This is a genomic window from Flavobacterium sp. ARAG 55.4 (assembly GCF_051846875.1).
GTDB lineage: Bacteria > Bacteroidota > Bacteroidia > Flavobacteriales > Flavobacteriaceae > Flavobacterium > Flavobacterium plantiphilum.
This window is the reverse complement of the sequence record NZ_JBPYCT010000003.1, coordinates 134670-150559: the sequence shown is the minus strand read 5'-3', so window position 1 is coordinate 150559 and position 15890 is coordinate 134670. Positions and strand designations below refer to the sequence as shown.

The window sequence follows — 15890 nt, the reverse complement described above, 5'->3', positions numbered from 1 at the left end:
CTCAAATAGAATGATGTTAAATTATAATTATTTATTCGAATGACTGCATCATTACCAGTTTGTTATAAGTACCATTTAAAGCTATTAATTCTTCATGTGTTCCCTGTTCGACAATTTTACCTTTATGCATTACAATAATACTATTTGCTTTTTGAATAGTAGAAAGACGGTGAGCAATAACAATCGAAGTTCGGTTTTGCATCATGTTTTCGAGTGCCATTTGTACAAATTTTTCACTTTCAGTGTCTAAAGCAGAAGTAGCTTCATCCAGAATCATAATTGGTGGATTTTTTAATACGGCACGTGCAATAGACAAACGCTGTTTTTGTCCGCCTGAAAGTTTGTTTCCGCTATCGCCTACATTGGAGTGAATTCCTTCGGGTAGTTCTTTTACAAATTCGTAAGCATTGGCAATTTTTAAAGCTTCAATTACTTCTTCGTCAGTTGCATCTGGTTTTCCTAAAGCAATGTTGGCTTTAATGGTATCGTTGAAAAGAATAGAATCCTGAGTAACCAATCCCATTAAACCGCGAAGTGATTTTAATTTGATGTCTTTAATATCTAATCCATCCATCGTTATTTTACCTTCATTGACATCGTAAAAGCGGGTTAGTAAATTAGCAATAGTACTTTTTCCGGAACCGGATTGTCCTACCAGTGCAATGGTTTTTCCTTTAGGAATCTCTAATGTAAAGTTATCCAGAACATTTTCTTTTTTGTATCTGAAATTGATGTTTTCTAATCGGATAGTATCATTAAAGGTTTCTTTATCAACAGCGTCAGCTTTGTCAATTATAGTGTTCTCCTGATCCATCAACGTGAAAACTCTTTCTGCTGCCGCTAATCCGGATTTGACCTGATAAGATGCTTTAGAAACTGCTTTTGCAGGAGTTAAAATGGTGTAAGCAAGTGCGATATAAGTAATAAAAGTTGCCGAAGTGATGGATTGATCTTCAACAACTAGTTGGGCACCAAACCATAATAACACTGAAATAGTAACAATACCCAGGAACTCACTCATAGGAGAAGCTAAGTTGTTTTTATTCCCAATGCTGTTAGAAAGATGTAAAAGCCGATTTATGGAACTGTTGAATTTAGCAATAAAAGATTCTTCAGCATTGTACCCTTTTACCACTTTTAATCCACCTAAAGTTTCGTCTAAAATGGAAATAAAAATACCATTTTCATTTTGTGCTTTTATTGATTTGGCCTTCAGGTTTTTTCCGATTCTTGAAATGATAATTCCTGCGACCGGAATAAAAATTAAAACAAAAAGAGATAGTTTCGGACTTATAATAAACATAGTTACTATTGAGAAAATGATAGTCAATGGTTCTCTGACAACCAGTTCCAAAACCTGAAAAAAGGAATTCTGAACATCATTTATATCTCCTAACATACGCGCCATAACGTCTCCTTTTTTCTTTTCAGAATAATAAGATACAGGCAGGTTAATGATTGTGGTGTATAATTTTTTTCTTAAATCTCTAAGAACACCTGTTCTTAACCGTGTAACATGATAGGAAGCAAAGTAGTTGGAAATGTTTTTTAAAAAAGCGGTTATAATGATAATTGAAATAACAAATAACAACATGATTTTAAAACCGTAAACATCGGTAAGGGTCGTCATTTTGTAATTCAGAAAGTCTCCCGTGTAGTTTTTGATAGTTCCGATTCCTTCGTATTCTGGGGCGGTATAAATTTTTTCATCAATCCCAAAAAGTACATTGAGGGTAGGAATCATAGATACCATCAGCAAAGTAGAAAACAATGCATAAAATATATTAAAAAACACATTTAAATAAATGTGTTTTTTATAATTTGAAACAAAAGGAATTAGTTTTTTTATGTTAACATCCATTATTTTAATTGCATTTCTGAGATTATTGAAGCAATTTTTTGATCTAAATAAGATTCTGTTTCGTTGAAGTTTTCAACTGTATCTAATTCAGTGTTTACGCTTATGTAAAATTTAATTTTCGGTTCTGTTCCACTTGGTCTGGCACAGATTTTAGATCCGTCTTCAGTATAATAAATCAATACATTAGATTTAGGCATATGTATTGGGGATTCTTCTCCGTCTAATAAATTTTTAGCAACGGAGGATTGATAATCTTCTACCATTACTACACGTTGTCCGTTAATTTCTTTTAATGGATTTTCTCTCAGGTCAATCATCATCTGGTTGATTTCCTGTAAGCCTTCCATTCCTTTTTTAGTTAATGAAACCAGATATTCTTTATAGAATCCATGTTGAGTGTACAATTGCAATAATTCTTTGTAGACACTGCTTCCGTTGGCTTTAGCCTGAGCAGCTATTTCACAAATTAACAGTGTAGCTGCAACCGCATCTTTATCACGAACAGCGTCACCTACCATGTATCCAAAACTTTCTTCACCACCTCCGATGAATTCCAATTCAGGGAAATCTTTAATCATTTTAGCAATCCATTTAAAGCCTGTTAATCCTACTTTAAATCCTACTCCGTAAGCAGATGCTAATTCCATAATCATAGGAGTAGAAACAATGGTGGAGCCCACAAACTGTTTTCCGTTGATTTTACCTGCTTTTTTCCATTTTTCTAATAGAAAAGCAGTCATTAAAATCATCGTTTGGTTTCCGTTTAACAAAGTCATTTTTCCTTCGTTGTTTCTAACAGCGATTCCTAAGCGGTCACAGTCGGGATCAGTACCAATAACGATATCTGCATTGGTTTTATCGGCTAAAGCCAAGGCTAAAGTTAAAGCTTCCGGTTCCTCAGGATTTGGTGACTTCACTGTTGGAAAATCTCCGTCAGGTACTGCCTGTTCTTCTACTATGTTTACGTTTTTGTAGCCTGCTTGCGCAAAAGTTTCCGGGATTGCAGTAATTGAAGTTCCGTGCAGTGAAGTGAAAACAATATTCAGATTGTCTTTTGCTTCAGCAGGAGTGTCAAAACTGGCATTTTCAATAGTGGATTGGATAAAAGCCTGATCAACCTCTTTATCAATATATTCAATCAAATTCTCATTAGCATCAAATTTGATATCATTATAATTTAATTTTTCAATAGCATTAATAATTGCTGCGTCTTCGGGAGGAACAATCTGACCACCGTCTTCCCAGTAAACTTTATAACCATTGTATTCCGGTGGATTGTGCGAAGCTGTAAGAACAATGCCACACTGACAGCCTAAATGTCTTAGGGCAAAAGACAATTCCGGTGTAGGTCTTAAATCAGAAAACAGATAAACCTGAATTCCATTTGCAGAAAAAACATCAGCAACTACCTTAGCTAATGTTTTACTGTTGTGGCGACAATCAAAAGCAATAACGGCTTTGATGGGCTGATTAGGAAAAACGGTATGCAGGTAATTAGAAAGTCCTTGTGTACTTTTTCCCAGAGTGTATTTGTTAATACGGTTGTTTCCAACTCCCATAACCCCCCGCATTCCGCCGGTTCCAAATTCTAAGTTTTTGTAGAAGCTTTCTTCTGCCTCTTTAGGAGAGTCGGTTAGTAATTTATTAATTGCTTCCTGAGTTTCGTGGTCAAATACTGGACTTTTCCACTCATTGACGGCGTCTAAAATGTTTTGTTTAATTTCCATTTTTGTAGCTTTTTTTACTGTTGTAGTTTTATGTTTTGTGTTGTTTTAGTTTCTTGTATTTCTTTAAAACAACTCACTGGTTTAGATGTAATAAATATAGGATTTTATTATTTTTTAAGCAGAAGATTGTTTAAGAAAAATTAATTTCATTTGAAATTTTATATCTTTCTTCATTATTCTTCGTGCGTAAAATGATTTCGCCAAGAAAACCGGCTAAAAATAATTGTGTTCCTAAAATCATCGTGGTTAGGGCAATAAAAAACCATGGATTGTTAGTGACTAAACTGTATGACATGTTGTTATACATATGGTACAATTTAGAAAATCCAATATATCCCGCTAACAAAAATCCGATGATAAACATCAAAGAACCAATAGCTCCAAAGAGGTGCATCGGTCTTTTTCCGAACCTTGAGAGAAACCAAATGGTGATTAAATCTAAGAATCCGTTGATAAAACGTTCCATTCCAAACTTTGTTTCACCGTATTTTCTGGCCTGATGCTGTACTACTTTTTCACCAATTTTTCCAAAACCGGCATTTTTTGCAAGAACCGGAATGTATCTATGCATTTCGCCGGAAACTTCAATATTTTTTACAACAATATTTCGATAAGCTTTCAGTCCGCAATTAAAGTCATTTAAATGAACTCCTGAAGTTTTTCGGGCAGCCCAGTTAAATAATTTGGAAGGAAGATTTTTAGCAACTACAGAATCATAGCGTTTCTTTTTCCATCCGGATACCAAATCAAAATTTTCCTGGGTAATCATTTGGTATAATCCCGGAATTTCTTCGGGGCTGTCTTGCAGGTCAGCATCCATAGTGATGATTACATCGCCCTGAGCTTTAGCAAAACCAGCGTGTAAAGCCTGAGATTTCCCGAAGTTTTTCATGAATCGAATGCCTTTAACATGCGGATTCTGGGCAGCAAATTCCTGAATGATAAACCATGATTTGTCAGAGCTTCCGTCGTCCAGAAATATGATTTCGTAGGAATAACGGTGTTCCTGCATTACTTTAATAATCCAGGTGTAAAGTTCTTTAAGTGATTCTTCTTCGTTAAGAAGAGGGATTAATATAGATAGATTCATCGATTTTTTATTCTTGTGATGAGGATTTGCTTTTAAAGAAAGCAGCCATAATTAGACCAAAAATGGTGCAGAAAACAATATTTGATAAGGAGCCTTTTAATAATCCGGCAATTGAAAACTGATCGTTTTCTTTTAAATCAGTAACGGCTTTATTTATAGTTGCAGCAGGAGCATTAAACTTTTCCATTGCAGAAATCATATATTTAATAGTAAGCTCTTTAATGGTGTCTTTGGCGGCAGGATCAATAAAATTAAATAGTATGATATTGAAAACTACCGATATTGCAATTCCAATCAGAGCTGAAATAAAGTAGGTGGTAAAAGCATCTTTAAAAGTAAAAGTGCCCGGAAATTCTTTTTTTGTTTTGCTTAATAATACGATGGCAATAATGAGATATATAGCCAAATTAGAAACTCCAACCCAGGCTGATGTAAATAAATTTAAATCAATAGAGTAAATCAAAGCAGTAATTAAAACAGAAGTTAATCCGGTAATAATTCCAAAATTCACTCCGTTTTTTTTGATAGTCTCATGAATCATTTTAAAAAGCTTTTAATTAAGCAACAAATATAGTAATTCCCTGTATATTGAAGTGGAAAAAACTGTTTTTAGCCATTTATATAAAAAAAAGAAATAAACATTTGTTTATTGAAAAATAATTGTATTTTTGCATCCTCAAAATTAATATAAAATAAAAAGTTATAATTAGTTTATACCTTTTCTGTTAAAAGGAAAGCTTCAAAATTAAGTTATAGCCAAACAAATAAAAAAAAGATTCAAGATGAAAAAAGGTGTACACCCGGAAAATTACAGATTAGTTGCTTTTAAAGACATGTCAAATGATGACGTTTTTATCACTAAATCTACTGCAGATACTAAAGAGACAATTACAGTTGATGGTGTTGAATACCCAGTTGTAAAAATGGAGATTTCCAGAACTTCTCACCCTTTTTATACAGGTAAATCTAAACTTATTGATACAGCAGGACGTATTGATAAATTCAAAACTAAATACGCTAAACATATTAAATAATTTTAATTTGTTTTTATATAATTTAAGCCTTCCATTCGGAGGGCTTTTTTATTTTAATCTATTTGAAAACTTTGTAACTTTGGCTCGTATTTTACAAAAAAATACAATTAACAAATTGACAGCTTTATGAATTATATACTTTTTGACGGACCTGCTCGTAATGCATTATTACCATTTACTTTTACTCGTCCCGTAGCGGATATTCTTATTGGGATTCTAACTATACGTCAAAAATGGGAGAAATATTTAGGCTCAACAATTACGACTTTAACAGAAGAATATTTGTCTGATAAATATCCGATGGTGGAATTAGAAGAGAATATAATGATTAATGCTTCTTTTCTTCCGAATGAAGTTTTGGCTGAAATGGTTTCGAATCTGGAACCAAATCAGGCTTTGTTTAAAGGAGAAGAAGTAATTGCTTTTTTTACTAATGACAGTCAGGAGGAAGTTGATTTTGATTCTTATGAAATTATCGAATACAATGAAGACTGTTTGACGGTTATGAATACTTGGGATATTTTTTCTAAAAATGATGCGGCTATTCGCGAGGATTTTGAATTTTTAACAGAAGAAAGAAAATCACAGCCTATTCCTAAAAGCGTAAATGTTATTGCGCCGGAGAATATTTTTATTGAAGAAGGCGCTCAATTGGAATTTGTTACGCTAAATGCTGCTACAGGTCCTATTTACATTGGTAAAAATACTTTAATAATGGAAGGTACTGTTATCCGGGGACCTTTTGCGCTTTGTGAAGGTGCGGTTGTCAAAATGAGTGCCAAAATTTATGGAGCAACAACGGTAGGCTCTTATTCGAAAATAGGAGGAGAAATTAATAATTCAGTGCTGTTCAATCATTCTAATAAGGGGCATGACGGATTTTTGGGAAATTCAGTTTTAGGAGAATGGTGTAATATTGGAGCGGATTCTAATAATTCAAATCTTAAAAATAATTATGATGAGGTTAAGCTATGGAGTTATGAAACAGAAGGTTTTGCTAAGACGGGTTTACAGTTTTGTGGTTTGATGATGGGTGATCACAGTAAATGCGGAATCAATACGATGTTTAATACCGGGACAGTTATCGGAGTGAGTTCAAATATATTTGGTAGTGGATTTCCTCGTAATTTTGTTCCAAGTTTTTCCTGGGGCGGAGCAGCAGGATTTACCACTTATGTGACCAAAAAAGCTTTCGAAACAGCGAAGTTGGTTATGGGAAGAAGAAATATAGAATTTGATGAAAAAGAAGCTGCTATTTTAGAACATGTTTTTGAAGAAACTAAAAAATGGAGAAAAGAATAATCTGTATCCTTTTTTATATCATAGAATTTATTAAAAAAGCTTTGTTTGTAAAGAACAAAGCTTTTTTGTTTTAAGATGTTTTTTTTGTTATTTATTATAAAAATGTTTGATAAATGGATGTTTTGTTGTTTTTTTGATGGTAAATTAATACTTAATAAAGATATGGAAGAATTTGTGGGAATGTTAAACGATGTGATTTGGAGTAATGGCTTAATCATTTTGTGTTTGGGTACACTACTTTATTTTTCAATACGAACTCGTTTTCTGCAAATACGCTATATTAAAGAAATGTGGCGTTTGTTATTTGATGGAGAAAGTACAGATTCCGGTGTTTCTTCATTTCAGGCTTTAGCCATGTCTTTAGCGGGAAGAGTGGGAACGGGGAATATTGCCGGTGTGGCTACAGCGATTGCTTTTGGTGGTCCGGGGGCTATGTTTTGGATGTGGACGGTTGCTTTTTTAGGTGCGAGTACTGCTTATGTTGAGGCTACTCTGGCGCAAATTTATAAGGAAAAACATTTAGGGGAATTCCGCGGAGGTCCTGCTTTTTATATTGAAAGAGGTCTTGGGGTGAAGTGGTTTGCAGTATTATTTGCGATTGTTTCAGTAATTTCGGCAGGAGTATTTTTACCGGGAGTTCAGGCTAATTCTGTTGCAGAGGGAATTCAAAATGCTTTTAACTTCGATACCTGGATTTCAGGTTTGGGAATGGTGGTGTTGTTTGGAGCTATTGTTTTTGGAGGGGTAAAAAGAATAGCGAAGTTTACAGAGTTTGTAGTACCTTTTATGGCTATTGGTTATATTTTGCTGGCTCTTATAATTATTGGGGTTAATTTTGATCAGTTGGGAAGGGTTGTTAGTTTAATTTTTAAAAGTGCTTTCGATTTAGAAGCCGGATTTGGAGCTGTTTTTGGTCTGGCGATTCAATGGGGTGTAAAAAGAGGAATTTATTCTAATGAAGCAGGACAGGGAACGGCACCACATATTGCTGCAGCTGCAAATGTTTCGCATCCGGCTAAACAGGGTTTGGTGCAGTCTTTTTCGGTGTATATTGATACGTTATTTGTATGTTCAGCTACCGGTTTTATGATTTTGATTACAGGAATGTATAATGTCCAAAATCCTGATTTTGGTACTAATGGAGCATCGGAATTTTTATATAAGGGATTACATAATGTAGCGGTAGGACCGGCTTATACACAAAGCGCAATGGATACTGTTTTTCCCGGTTTTGGGTCTTATTTTGTGGCAATAGCGTTGTTTTTCTTTGCTTTCACAACTATTATTGCTTATTATTATATCGCAGAAACTAATATTTCTTATTTGACCAGAAAGATGGAATCAGCTGTGTTTTATTATATTCTAAAGGTGGTTATGATGTTTGTTATTATGTATGGTGCTTTGAATCAGGCAAAATTAGCATGGGCAATTGGTGATGTAGGAGTGGGATTAATGGCATGGTTTAATATTGTGGCAATTATTCTTTTGCAAAAACCGGCTTTGAAAGCGTTAGGGGATTATGAAAAACAGAAGAAATCCGGTAAGGATCCTGTTTTTGTTCCGGAGGAAATAGGAGTTTCTAATGCGCATATCTGGAATACTCTGAATAAGACAAAAGTGAATTAATCGAATTTTTTGATACTATTTTGAAGCTTCTGATTGCAATTTTTGGGTTGCAATCAGAAGCTTTTATTTTATAGGAAAAAATTACTTAATTAAGCTATCTTTGCAGCTTTCAAAAAAAGAGCTAATCAATTAAATGGTTAACCGAATAAATAAAAAACAATGATTACAATTAACGATATATCGGTTCAGTTTGGAGGAACTACACTTTTTAGTGATGTTTCTTTTGCAATCAATGAAAATGATAAAATTGCCCTTATGGGTAAGAATGGTGCGGGAAAATCGACACTTTTAAAAATTATAGCAGGAAATTCTAAACCTTCAACAGGGAGTGTTTCAACTCCTAAAGATGCTGTTGTGGCTTATTTGCCTCAGCATTTATTAACTACTGATGGAGCAACAGTGATGGAAGAAGCTTCTAAAGCTTTTTCTGAAATTTTTGCTATGAAATCGGAAATTGACGAAATCAATGAGCAATTAACGATTAGAACAGATTACGAGAGTGATGACTATATGAAGTTAATCGAGCGTGTTTCTGATTTAAGTGAAAAGTTTTATGCCATCGAAGAAGTAAATTATGAAGCGGAAGTGGAAAAAATCTTGATGGGACTAGGTTTTGTTCGGGAAGATTTTACAAGACAAACATCAGAGTTTTCAGGAGGATGGAGAATGCGAATCGAATTAGCTAAAATTTTATTACGCAAACCTGATTTGATTTTACTGGATGAGCCTACCAATCACATGGATATTGAAAGTATTCAATGGTTAGAAGATTTCCTGATTAATTCGGCTAAGGCAGTTGTGGTAATTTCTCATGATAGGGCTTTTGTTGATAATATTACTAATCGTACTATTGAGGTAACAATGGGTAGAATATACGATTACAAAGCTAAATATTCGCATTATTTAGAATTGCGAAAAGATCGTAGAATTCACCAACAAAAAGCTTACGACGAGCAACAAAAAATGATTGCTGATAATCGTGCCTTTATTGAGCGTTTTAAAGGGACTTTTTCTAAAACAGATGCGGTTCAGTCCCGTGTTCGAATGTTAGAAAAATTAGATATTGTTCAGGTAGATGAGGTAGATACTTCGGCTTTGAGATTAAAGTTTCCGCCTGCGGCACGTTCAGGACAATATCCTGTTGTGGTGAAGGATTTGGCTAAAGCTTATGGAGATCATGTGGTTTTTAAGGATGCTAATATTGTTATTGAAAGAGGTCAAAAAGTGGCTTTCGTAGGTAAAAATGGTGAGGGTAAGTCGACAATGATTAAAGCTATCATGAAAGAAATTGGTATTGATGGCGGAAGTGTTGAGATTGGTCATAATGCTCAGATAGGGTATTTTGCTCAAAATCAGGCTTCATTGTTAGATGAAAATGCTACTATTTTTGAAACCATAGATAATATTGCTGTTGGTGATATTCGTACGCAAATCAAAAATATTTTGGGTGCATTCATGTTTCAGGGCGATGATATTACTAAGAAAGTAAAAGTACTTTCCGGTGGAGAAAAAACACGTTTGGCAATGATAAAATTGTTGTTAGAGCCTGTTAATTTGTTGATTCTGGATGAGCCTTCTAATCACCTGGATATGAAAACTAAGGATATTATTAAAGATGCATTACGTGATTTCGACGGAACTTTAATCTTAGTTTCTCACGACCGTGATTTTTTAGATGGTCTGGCAACTAAGGTTTTTGAATTTGGAAACAAAAGAGTAGTAGAGCATTTTGAAGATATTTCCGGTTTCTTAGCGCACAAGAAAATGGAAAGCATGAGAGAAATTGAAAAATAAATTTCGATTTAACAATAAAACAAAAAAGGCGCAAGTTGATTCTTGTGCCTTTTTTGTTTTAGAATTATATGTAGAGTTAAATTCGGATTCCAGGGGGAAGTAATTCTTTGTATGATGGATTTTTTTTGAAAAACTGAACGATTCTGGGATAGGTAGGAACGACTTTTAAGCGTTGTTCAATGGCATTTTCTAAGATAGTTTTAAGTAAATTGTCAATGAATTTTTCGTTATTGAATTCTTCGGGAGTATTAATTTTAGTTAAAAATATTTTCCGTTCCTGAAAAGAATATTCTACTGTTACGAGTCCTTCGGGGATTGTGGTTTCAAATTGTCTTGCAAAAGAGTTGTCTTTAATTTCGATAGTAGCAATTGTTTCCATGTTTTTTTTATTTATTGAAAAAGACTAAAAAATATAAGAATGAATAAAGATTATTCTTTTTTATAGCCAAATTATCTGTGCAATGATTTCTAACTGAATGAGGGATTGTAAAGTTAAGTAATTGATAATCAAAATCAAATAATTTTAACTTTACATTTTTGATTTCTGATTTTAAAACAGGAATTTTGTTATTTGCAAAAATTAGGTGTTATTCCTTAAAAGACTTATATTAGTTTTATTCCTGTTGTAAAAGTGTAAATTTGATTATGAGTAAAATTCCTGTCTATTTCATGCCCGGACTGGCAGCTAATTCATTGATTTTTGAACGAATCAAATTGGATGAAGCACTATTTGATGTCCATTATTTAGAATGGGAAATTCCAAAACCACAAGAGTCTCTGGTGGATTATGCTAAAAGGATAGTGTTGAAGATTACCGAAAAAAATCCGGTTTTAATTGGGGTTTCCTTTGGTGGAATTCTGGTTCAGGAAATTGCTGATTTAATAGAAGTTAGAAGAATAATTATTATTTCGAGTGTAAAAACAAGATCAGAATTACCTAAACGAATCAAATTTGCTAAATCAACTTTGGCACATAAATTAATTCCAATGCGGTTGATTTTAGGGTTGAACAAGCTGGCAAAATCAATATTGACAGAGAAATTAAAGCATAGGATACAATTGTATGATACTTTTTTATCCGTGCGGGATATTTATTATTTGAAATGGGCGGTGGAAAAAGTAGTTCTTTGGAATCGTTTAGCGGCAGATAATCGCGTTGTTCACATTCATGGAGATAAAGACCGCATATTTCCTGTTCAGAATATAAAAAAATGTATTGTAATCAAAGGCGGAACGCATGTTGTGATTTACACAAAATACCGTTGGTTTAATACCCATTTGCCGGATATTATTTTAGGAAAAAATCCCGGGTTGTAAATAATAAAAAAAAATCCCAAACTCTTGGAATTTGGGATTTTGACCCGAAATTTCGGGATTGTTGTTTTAGAAAAAAATCAGATTCTTTTCATTTGTTCTTTCATCATAGCGATTTGTTCTTTCAGCATATTTTGTTTGTCTAACTTTTTTACTTCACTAATCAGGTTAGTCGCTTCCAGTTTTCTTCTGCGTGACAATGCGATTCCAGCCAGATTTAATTTGGCTACAGCCAAATCCATATCCATAGATAATCCTAATTCGATTGCTTTCTTGAAATATTTTTCAGATTGATTGATGTTGGTTTGTGAAAGCATGATTCCGTGAAGGTAATTAAAGTAGCCTTGTTGTTTTTTAATCAATGCAGATTCCGGATTTTTAATATAAGAAAGCCATTTTTGAGCACCTTCAAAGTCCTGTTTTCTTAATTTTAAAAAAGCCAATAAGATAAATTCGTTTCTGTAATACAGAAAAACAGGAATTATAGTAAGTAATAATAAGAAGATTCCGTTTCCGATATTGTTTTCTGTAAACTGCCAAATGCTGGTAATTACGATAAGTCCGGCGATAATAAGTTTGATATTCTTGTTTAACATGGTGGGTATATAATTTATGTTTGCAAAGATAGTAAAAGGATTTAAAAATATTTTTATAAAACTTCTTGCCAGAAAAAAAAGTCTTTGTATATTTGCACTCGGTTTCAGAATAACCACCATTCGAAAATAAAAGATACATATAAATAAGTTTTAAAGATACAAAGCAATGAGCAAAAGAACGTTTCAACCATCGAAAAGAAAAAGAAGAAATAAACACGGATTTATGGACAGAATGGCTTCTGCAAATGGAAGAAAAGTTCTTGCGCGTAGAAGAGCTAAAGGAAGACATAAATTAACTGTTTCTAGCGAACCTAGACACAAAAAATAATGTTTGTATAAGCATAAATAAGGGCGTTACTTTTTTTAGTACCGCCTTTTTTTATATCTTGTCGGTAAAATAAGACTCAAGATTAAGATTATTAGTGAGTTGCATCATTTTTAAACAACAGAATTGAGTAAAAAAAATTACTTCATTAAAACAATAATTATCATATAATGCCAAAAGACACTTCAATAAAATCAGTTTTAATTATAGGTTCAGGTCCTATTGTTATTGGTCAAGCCTGCGAATTTGATTACGCAGGATCACAATCAGCACGTTCTATTCGCGAAGAAGGAATTGAGGTTATTCTTATCAATTCGAACCCTGCTACAATTATGACCGACCCATCTATGGCGGATCATATTTATTTGAAGCCTTTAACAACAAAGTCGATTATCGAAATTCTAAAAGAGCACCCGCAAATTGATGCTGTATTGCCTACAATGGGAGGACAAACAGCACTTAACTTGTGTTTGGAAGCACAGGACAAAGGAATTTGGGAAGATTTTGGAGTACGTTTGATAGGAGTTGATGTAAACGCCATTAATATTACTGAAGACAGAGATCAGTTTAAAGCATTGCTTAAGAAAATAGATGTACCTACAGCTCCTGCTGAAATTTGTACTTCTTACTTAAGAGGAAAAGAAATTGCTCAGGAATTTGGTTTCCCGCTTGTTATTCGTCCGTCATTTACTCTGGGAGGAACCGGAGCATCTATTGTGTACAAACCGGAAGATTTTGACAGATTATTAACTGCCGGTCTGGAAGCATCACCAATTCACGAAGTTTTAATTGATAAAGCTTTGATGGGATGGAAAGAATACGAATTAGAGCTTTTAAGAGATAAAAATGACAATGTTGTAATTATTTGTTCTATCGAAAACATGGACCCAATGGGAATCCATACCGGAGATTCTATTACGGTTGCACCGGCGATGACCTTGTCAGACACAACATTCCAAAAATTACGTGATTACGCTATCCTGATGATGCGTAGTATCGGTAACTTTGCCGGAGGTTGTAACGTGCAGTTTGCAGTTTCACCGGATGATAAAGAAGATATCGTGGCAATTGAAATCAACCCTCGTGTATCCCGTTCTTCTGCATTAGCTTCTAAAGCTACCGGTTACCCTATTGCTAAAATTGCTTCAAAATTAGCTTTAGGCTATACTTTAGATGAATTACAAAACCAAATTACAAAATCTACTTCTGCTTTATTCGAGCCTACACTGGATTATGTAATTGTGAAAATACCACGTTGGAACTTTGATAAATTTGAAGGTTCTGACAGAACTTTAGGTCTTCAGATGAAGTCTGTAGGTGAGGTTATGGGTATTGGACGTTCGTTCCAGGAAGCTTTACACAAAGCTACTCAATCCTTAGAGATTAAACGTAATGGTTTAGGGGCAGATGGTAAAGGATACACCAACTACGAGCAAATTATTGAAAAACTTACTTACGCAAGCTGGGATAGAGTTTTTGTGATTTATGATGCTATCGCAATGGGAATTCCATTGAGCAGAATTCACGAAATCACTAAGATTGATATGTGGTTCTTAAAACAATACGAAGAATTACATACACTTGAGAAAGAGATTGCTAAATATACAATAACAACTTTACCAAAAGAATTTTTGCTTGAAGCAAAACAAAAAGGTTTTGCCGACAGACAAATCGCTCACATGATGGGTTGTCTGGAAAGTGAAGTACATGCTTTGCGTATGAACATGAACATCAACCGTGTGTTTAAACTGGTGGATACCTGTGCAGCAGAGTTTAAAGCAAAAACACCTTACTACTATTCTACTTTTGAAGCAGAAATTGAAAAAGCAGACGGAACCCGTTTTGTAGACAATGAAAGTGTGGTTACTGACAGAAAGAAAATCATTGTATTAGGTTCAGGACCTAACCGTATCGGGCAGGGAATCGAATTTGACTACTCTTGTGTACACGGAGTCCTGGCTTCTAAAGAGTGTGGATACGAAACGATCATGATTAACTGTAATCCTGAAACCGTTTCAACTGATTTTGATACAGCTGATAAATTATACTTCGAACCGGTATTCTGGGAGCATATTTACGATATCATCCAGCACGAAAAACCGGAAGGGGTTATCGTTCAGTTAGGTGGACAAACAGCGCTTAAATTAGCTGAAAAATTATCTAAATACGGAGTGAAAATCATCGGAACCAGTTTTGATGCACTGGATCTAGCCGAAGACAGAGGACGTTTCTCTGATTTACTGACTGAATTAGAAATTCCTTTCCCTAAATTCGGAATCGCTGAAACCGCTGATGAAGCTTCTGAGCTTGCTGACCAGCTGGATTTCCCATTATTGATTCGTCCTTCTTATGTACTGGGGGGTCAGGGAATGAAAATTGTAATCAACAAGCAGGAGTTAGAAGAGCACGTAGTAAACCTGCTGAAAACTATTCCGGGTAACAAATTGCTTTTAGACCACTATCTTGATGGTGCCATTGAAGCAGAAGCAGATGCCATTTGCGACGGTGAAAATGTATACATCATCGGAATTATGGAGCATATTGAACCTTGTGGAGTACACTCCGGAGATTCTAACGCTACATTGCCTCCTTTTAACTTAGGAGAATTTGTGATGCAACAGATTAAAGACCATACTCAGAAAATTGCTATCGCTTTGAAAACAGTAGGATTAATCAACATCCAGTTTGCTATTAAAGACGATACAGTTTACATTATCGAAGCGAATCCAAGAGCTTCCCGTACGGTTCCGTTTATTGCTAAAGCTTACGGAGAGCCGTATGTAAACTATGCTACGAAAGTAATGTTAGGACACAGTAAAGTAACGGACTTTGATTTCAATCCACAATTAAAAGGATATGCCATCAAGCAACCGGTATTCTCTTTCAGTAAGTTCCCGAATGTAAACAAAGCTTTAGGACCTGAAATGAAATCTACAGGAGAAAGCATCTTGTTTATTGATGACTTAAAAGACGACCAATTCTACGAATTGTACTCCAGAAGAAAAATGTACCTGAGTAAATAAGCACTTAGGTTTAAATATTGAAAAGCCCCTTTTTGGGGCTTTTTTTTGGTTATAATCTTGCTAAGCTTTGTCTGTTTCCAAGCGACTGGTTTATAGTACAGTTCATTGCGAGGAACGAAGCAATCTCAGCCAGTAACTTTACAAAGTCGTTTGTTATGTTTTGTATTGATTATTTGCTCATTGTTGCGGGCACGGAAA

At 34.4% G+C, this 15890-nt stretch carries 13 protein-coding genes; 7 read left to right on the top strand and 6 right to left on the bottom strand.

What is annotated here, in order from left to right; all coding sequences use genetic code 11:
* Window positions 1–31: 31 nt before the first annotated feature.
* From ACSV4D_RS04640 to ACSV4D_RS04625, 4 genes are all read right to left on the bottom strand, one after another.
* The gene (locus tag ACSV4D_RS04640; RefSeq protein ID WP_439227323.1) at window positions 32–1861 is read right to left on the bottom strand and encodes an ABC transporter ATP-binding protein; all 1830 of its coding nucleotides are present in this window, start codon (window positions 1859–1861) and stop codon (window positions 32–34) included.
* Window positions 1861–3588: a phospho-sugar mutase gene (locus ACSV4D_RS04635; RefSeq protein ID WP_408081410.1), complete on the bottom strand. Its 1728-nt coding sequence runs from the start codon at window positions 3586–3588 to the stop codon at window positions 1861–1863. Before ACSV4D_RS04635 ends, ACSV4D_RS04640 begins: the two co-directional genes overlap by 1 nt.
* A 130-nt stretch (window positions 3589–3718) precedes the next feature.
* Window positions 3719–4678 (bottom strand): glycosyltransferase family 2 protein, encoded by a 960-nt coding sequence (locus ACSV4D_RS04630; RefSeq protein ID WP_408081411.1) that lies wholly within the window; start codon window positions 4676–4678, stop codon window positions 3719–3721.
* A gap of 7 nt (window positions 4679–4685) precedes the next feature.
* Window positions 4686–5219 carry a DUF4199 domain-containing protein gene (locus ACSV4D_RS04625; protein ID WP_439227322.1) on the bottom strand — a complete coding sequence of 178 codons (534 nt, stop codon included), beginning with the start codon at window positions 5217–5219 and terminating at the stop codon, window positions 4686–4688.
* A gap of 241 nt (window positions 5220–5460) precedes the next feature.
* Here ACSV4D_RS04625 and ACSV4D_RS04620 point away from each other — a divergent pair, with 241 nt between their 5' ends.
* The 4 genes from ACSV4D_RS04620 to ACSV4D_RS04605 all read left to right on the top strand — a co-directional run bounded on the left by ACSV4D_RS04620 (window position 5461) and on the right by ACSV4D_RS04605 (window position 10434).
* Window positions 5461–5712, top strand: a complete 252-nt coding sequence (locus ACSV4D_RS04620; RefSeq protein WP_035662670.1) for a type B 50S ribosomal protein L31 — start codon at window positions 5461–5463, stop codon at window positions 5710–5712.
* Between the two features lie 126 nt (window positions 5713–5838).
* Window positions 5839–7014, top strand: coding sequence for a GlmU family protein (locus ACSV4D_RS04615; protein ID WP_439227321.1), 1176 nt, complete (start codon window positions 5839–5841; stop codon window positions 7012–7014).
* Window positions 7015–7176: 162 nt separating this feature from the next.
* Window positions 7177–8640, top strand: coding sequence for an alanine/glycine:cation symporter family protein (locus ACSV4D_RS04610; protein ID WP_439227478.1), 1464 nt, complete (start codon window positions 7177–7179; stop codon window positions 8638–8640).
* A 159-nt stretch (window positions 8641–8799) separates the two neighbouring features.
* Entirely contained in the window at window positions 8800–10434 is a 1635-nt protein-coding gene (locus tag ACSV4D_RS04605; protein ID WP_439227320.1) for an ABC-F family ATP-binding cassette domain-containing protein, read from the top strand.
* 76 nt (window positions 10435–10510) lie between these two features.
* Here ACSV4D_RS04605 and ACSV4D_RS04600 read toward each other — a convergent pair whose 3' ends face one another.
* A complete protein-coding gene (locus ACSV4D_RS04600) occupies window positions 10511–10813 on the bottom strand; it encodes a GNAT family N-acetyltransferase (RefSeq protein ID WP_439227319.1) in 303 nt (100 codons plus the stop codon).
* A gap of 266 nt (window positions 10814–11079) precedes the next feature.
* On the opposite strand from ACSV4D_RS04600, the gene ACSV4D_RS04595 reads away from it, so the two are divergent.
* On the top strand, window positions 11080–11751 hold the full coding sequence (locus tag ACSV4D_RS04595) for a YqiA/YcfP family alpha/beta fold hydrolase (RefSeq protein WP_439227318.1): 672 nt from the start codon (window positions 11080–11082) through the stop codon (window positions 11749–11751).
* Between the two features lie 77 nt (window positions 11752–11828).
* On the opposite strand, the gene ACSV4D_RS04590 is transcribed toward ACSV4D_RS04595, so the two are convergent.
* Entirely contained in the window at window positions 11829–12344 is a 516-nt protein-coding gene (locus ACSV4D_RS04590) for a DUF2892 domain-containing protein (protein ID WP_408081418.1), read from the bottom strand.
* A 166-nt stretch (window positions 12345–12510) separates the two neighbouring features.
* Between ACSV4D_RS04590 and rpmH the strand changes: the two genes are divergently transcribed.
* Together rpmH and carB are read left to right on the top strand one after the other, a co-directional pair.
* Window positions 12511–12672, top strand: a complete 162-nt coding sequence (gene rpmH / locus ACSV4D_RS04585; RefSeq protein ID WP_008464848.1) for a 50S ribosomal protein L34 — start codon at window positions 12511–12513, stop codon at window positions 12670–12672.
* A 167-nt stretch (window positions 12673–12839) separates the two neighbouring features.
* On the top strand, window positions 12840–15692 hold the full coding sequence (carB, locus tag ACSV4D_RS04580) for a carbamoyl-phosphate synthase large subunit (protein WP_408081419.1): 2853 nt from the start codon (window positions 12840–12842) through the stop codon (window positions 15690–15692).
* The last annotated feature ends 198 nt before the right edge of the window (window positions 15693–15890 follow it).

What these genes read in the sequence shown, in the direction of transcription:
- ACSV4D_RS04640 (WP_439227323.1), bottom strand. Translation starts at nt 1,861, where the DNA reads ATGGATGTTAACATAAAAAAACTAATTCCTTTTGTTTCAAATTATAAA.
- ACSV4D_RS04635 (WP_408081410.1), bottom strand. Translation starts at nt 3,588, where the DNA reads ATGGAAATTAAACAAAACATTTTAGACGCCGTCAATGAGTGGAAAAGT.
- ACSV4D_RS04630 (WP_408081411.1), bottom strand. Translation starts at nt 4,678, where the DNA reads ATGAATCTATCTATATTAATCCCTCTTCTTAACGAAGAAGAATCACTT.
- ACSV4D_RS04625 (WP_439227322.1), bottom strand. Translation starts at nt 5,219, where the DNA reads ATGATTCATGAGACTATCAAAAAAAACGGAGTGAATTTTGGAATTATT.
- ACSV4D_RS04620 (WP_035662670.1), top strand. Translation starts at nt 5,461, where the DNA reads ATGAAAAAAGGTGTACACCCGGAAAATTACAGATTAGTTGCTTTTAAA.
- ACSV4D_RS04615 (WP_439227321.1), top strand. Translation starts at nt 5,839, where the DNA reads ATGAATTATATACTTTTTGACGGACCTGCTCGTAATGCATTATTACCA.
- ACSV4D_RS04610 (WP_439227478.1), top strand. Translation starts at nt 7,177, where the DNA reads ATGGAAGAATTTGTGGGAATGTTAAACGATGTGATTTGGAGTAATGGC.
- ACSV4D_RS04605 (WP_439227320.1), top strand. Translation starts at nt 8,800, where the DNA reads ATGATTACAATTAACGATATATCGGTTCAGTTTGGAGGAACTACACTT.
- ACSV4D_RS04600 (WP_439227319.1), bottom strand. Translation starts at nt 10,813, where the DNA reads ATGGAAACAATTGCTACTATCGAAATTAAAGACAACTCTTTTGCAAGA.
- ACSV4D_RS04595 (WP_439227318.1), top strand. Translation starts at nt 11,080, where the DNA reads ATGAGTAAAATTCCTGTCTATTTCATGCCCGGACTGGCAGCTAATTCA.
- ACSV4D_RS04590 (WP_408081418.1), bottom strand. Translation starts at nt 12,344, where the DNA reads ATGTTAAACAAGAATATCAAACTTATTATCGCCGGACTTATCGTAATT.
- rpmH (WP_008464848.1), top strand. Translation starts at nt 12,511, where the DNA reads ATGAGCAAAAGAACGTTTCAACCATCGAAAAGAAAAAGAAGAAATAAA.
- carB (WP_408081419.1), top strand. Translation starts at nt 12,840, where the DNA reads ATGCCAAAAGACACTTCAATAAAATCAGTTTTAATTATAGGTTCAGGT.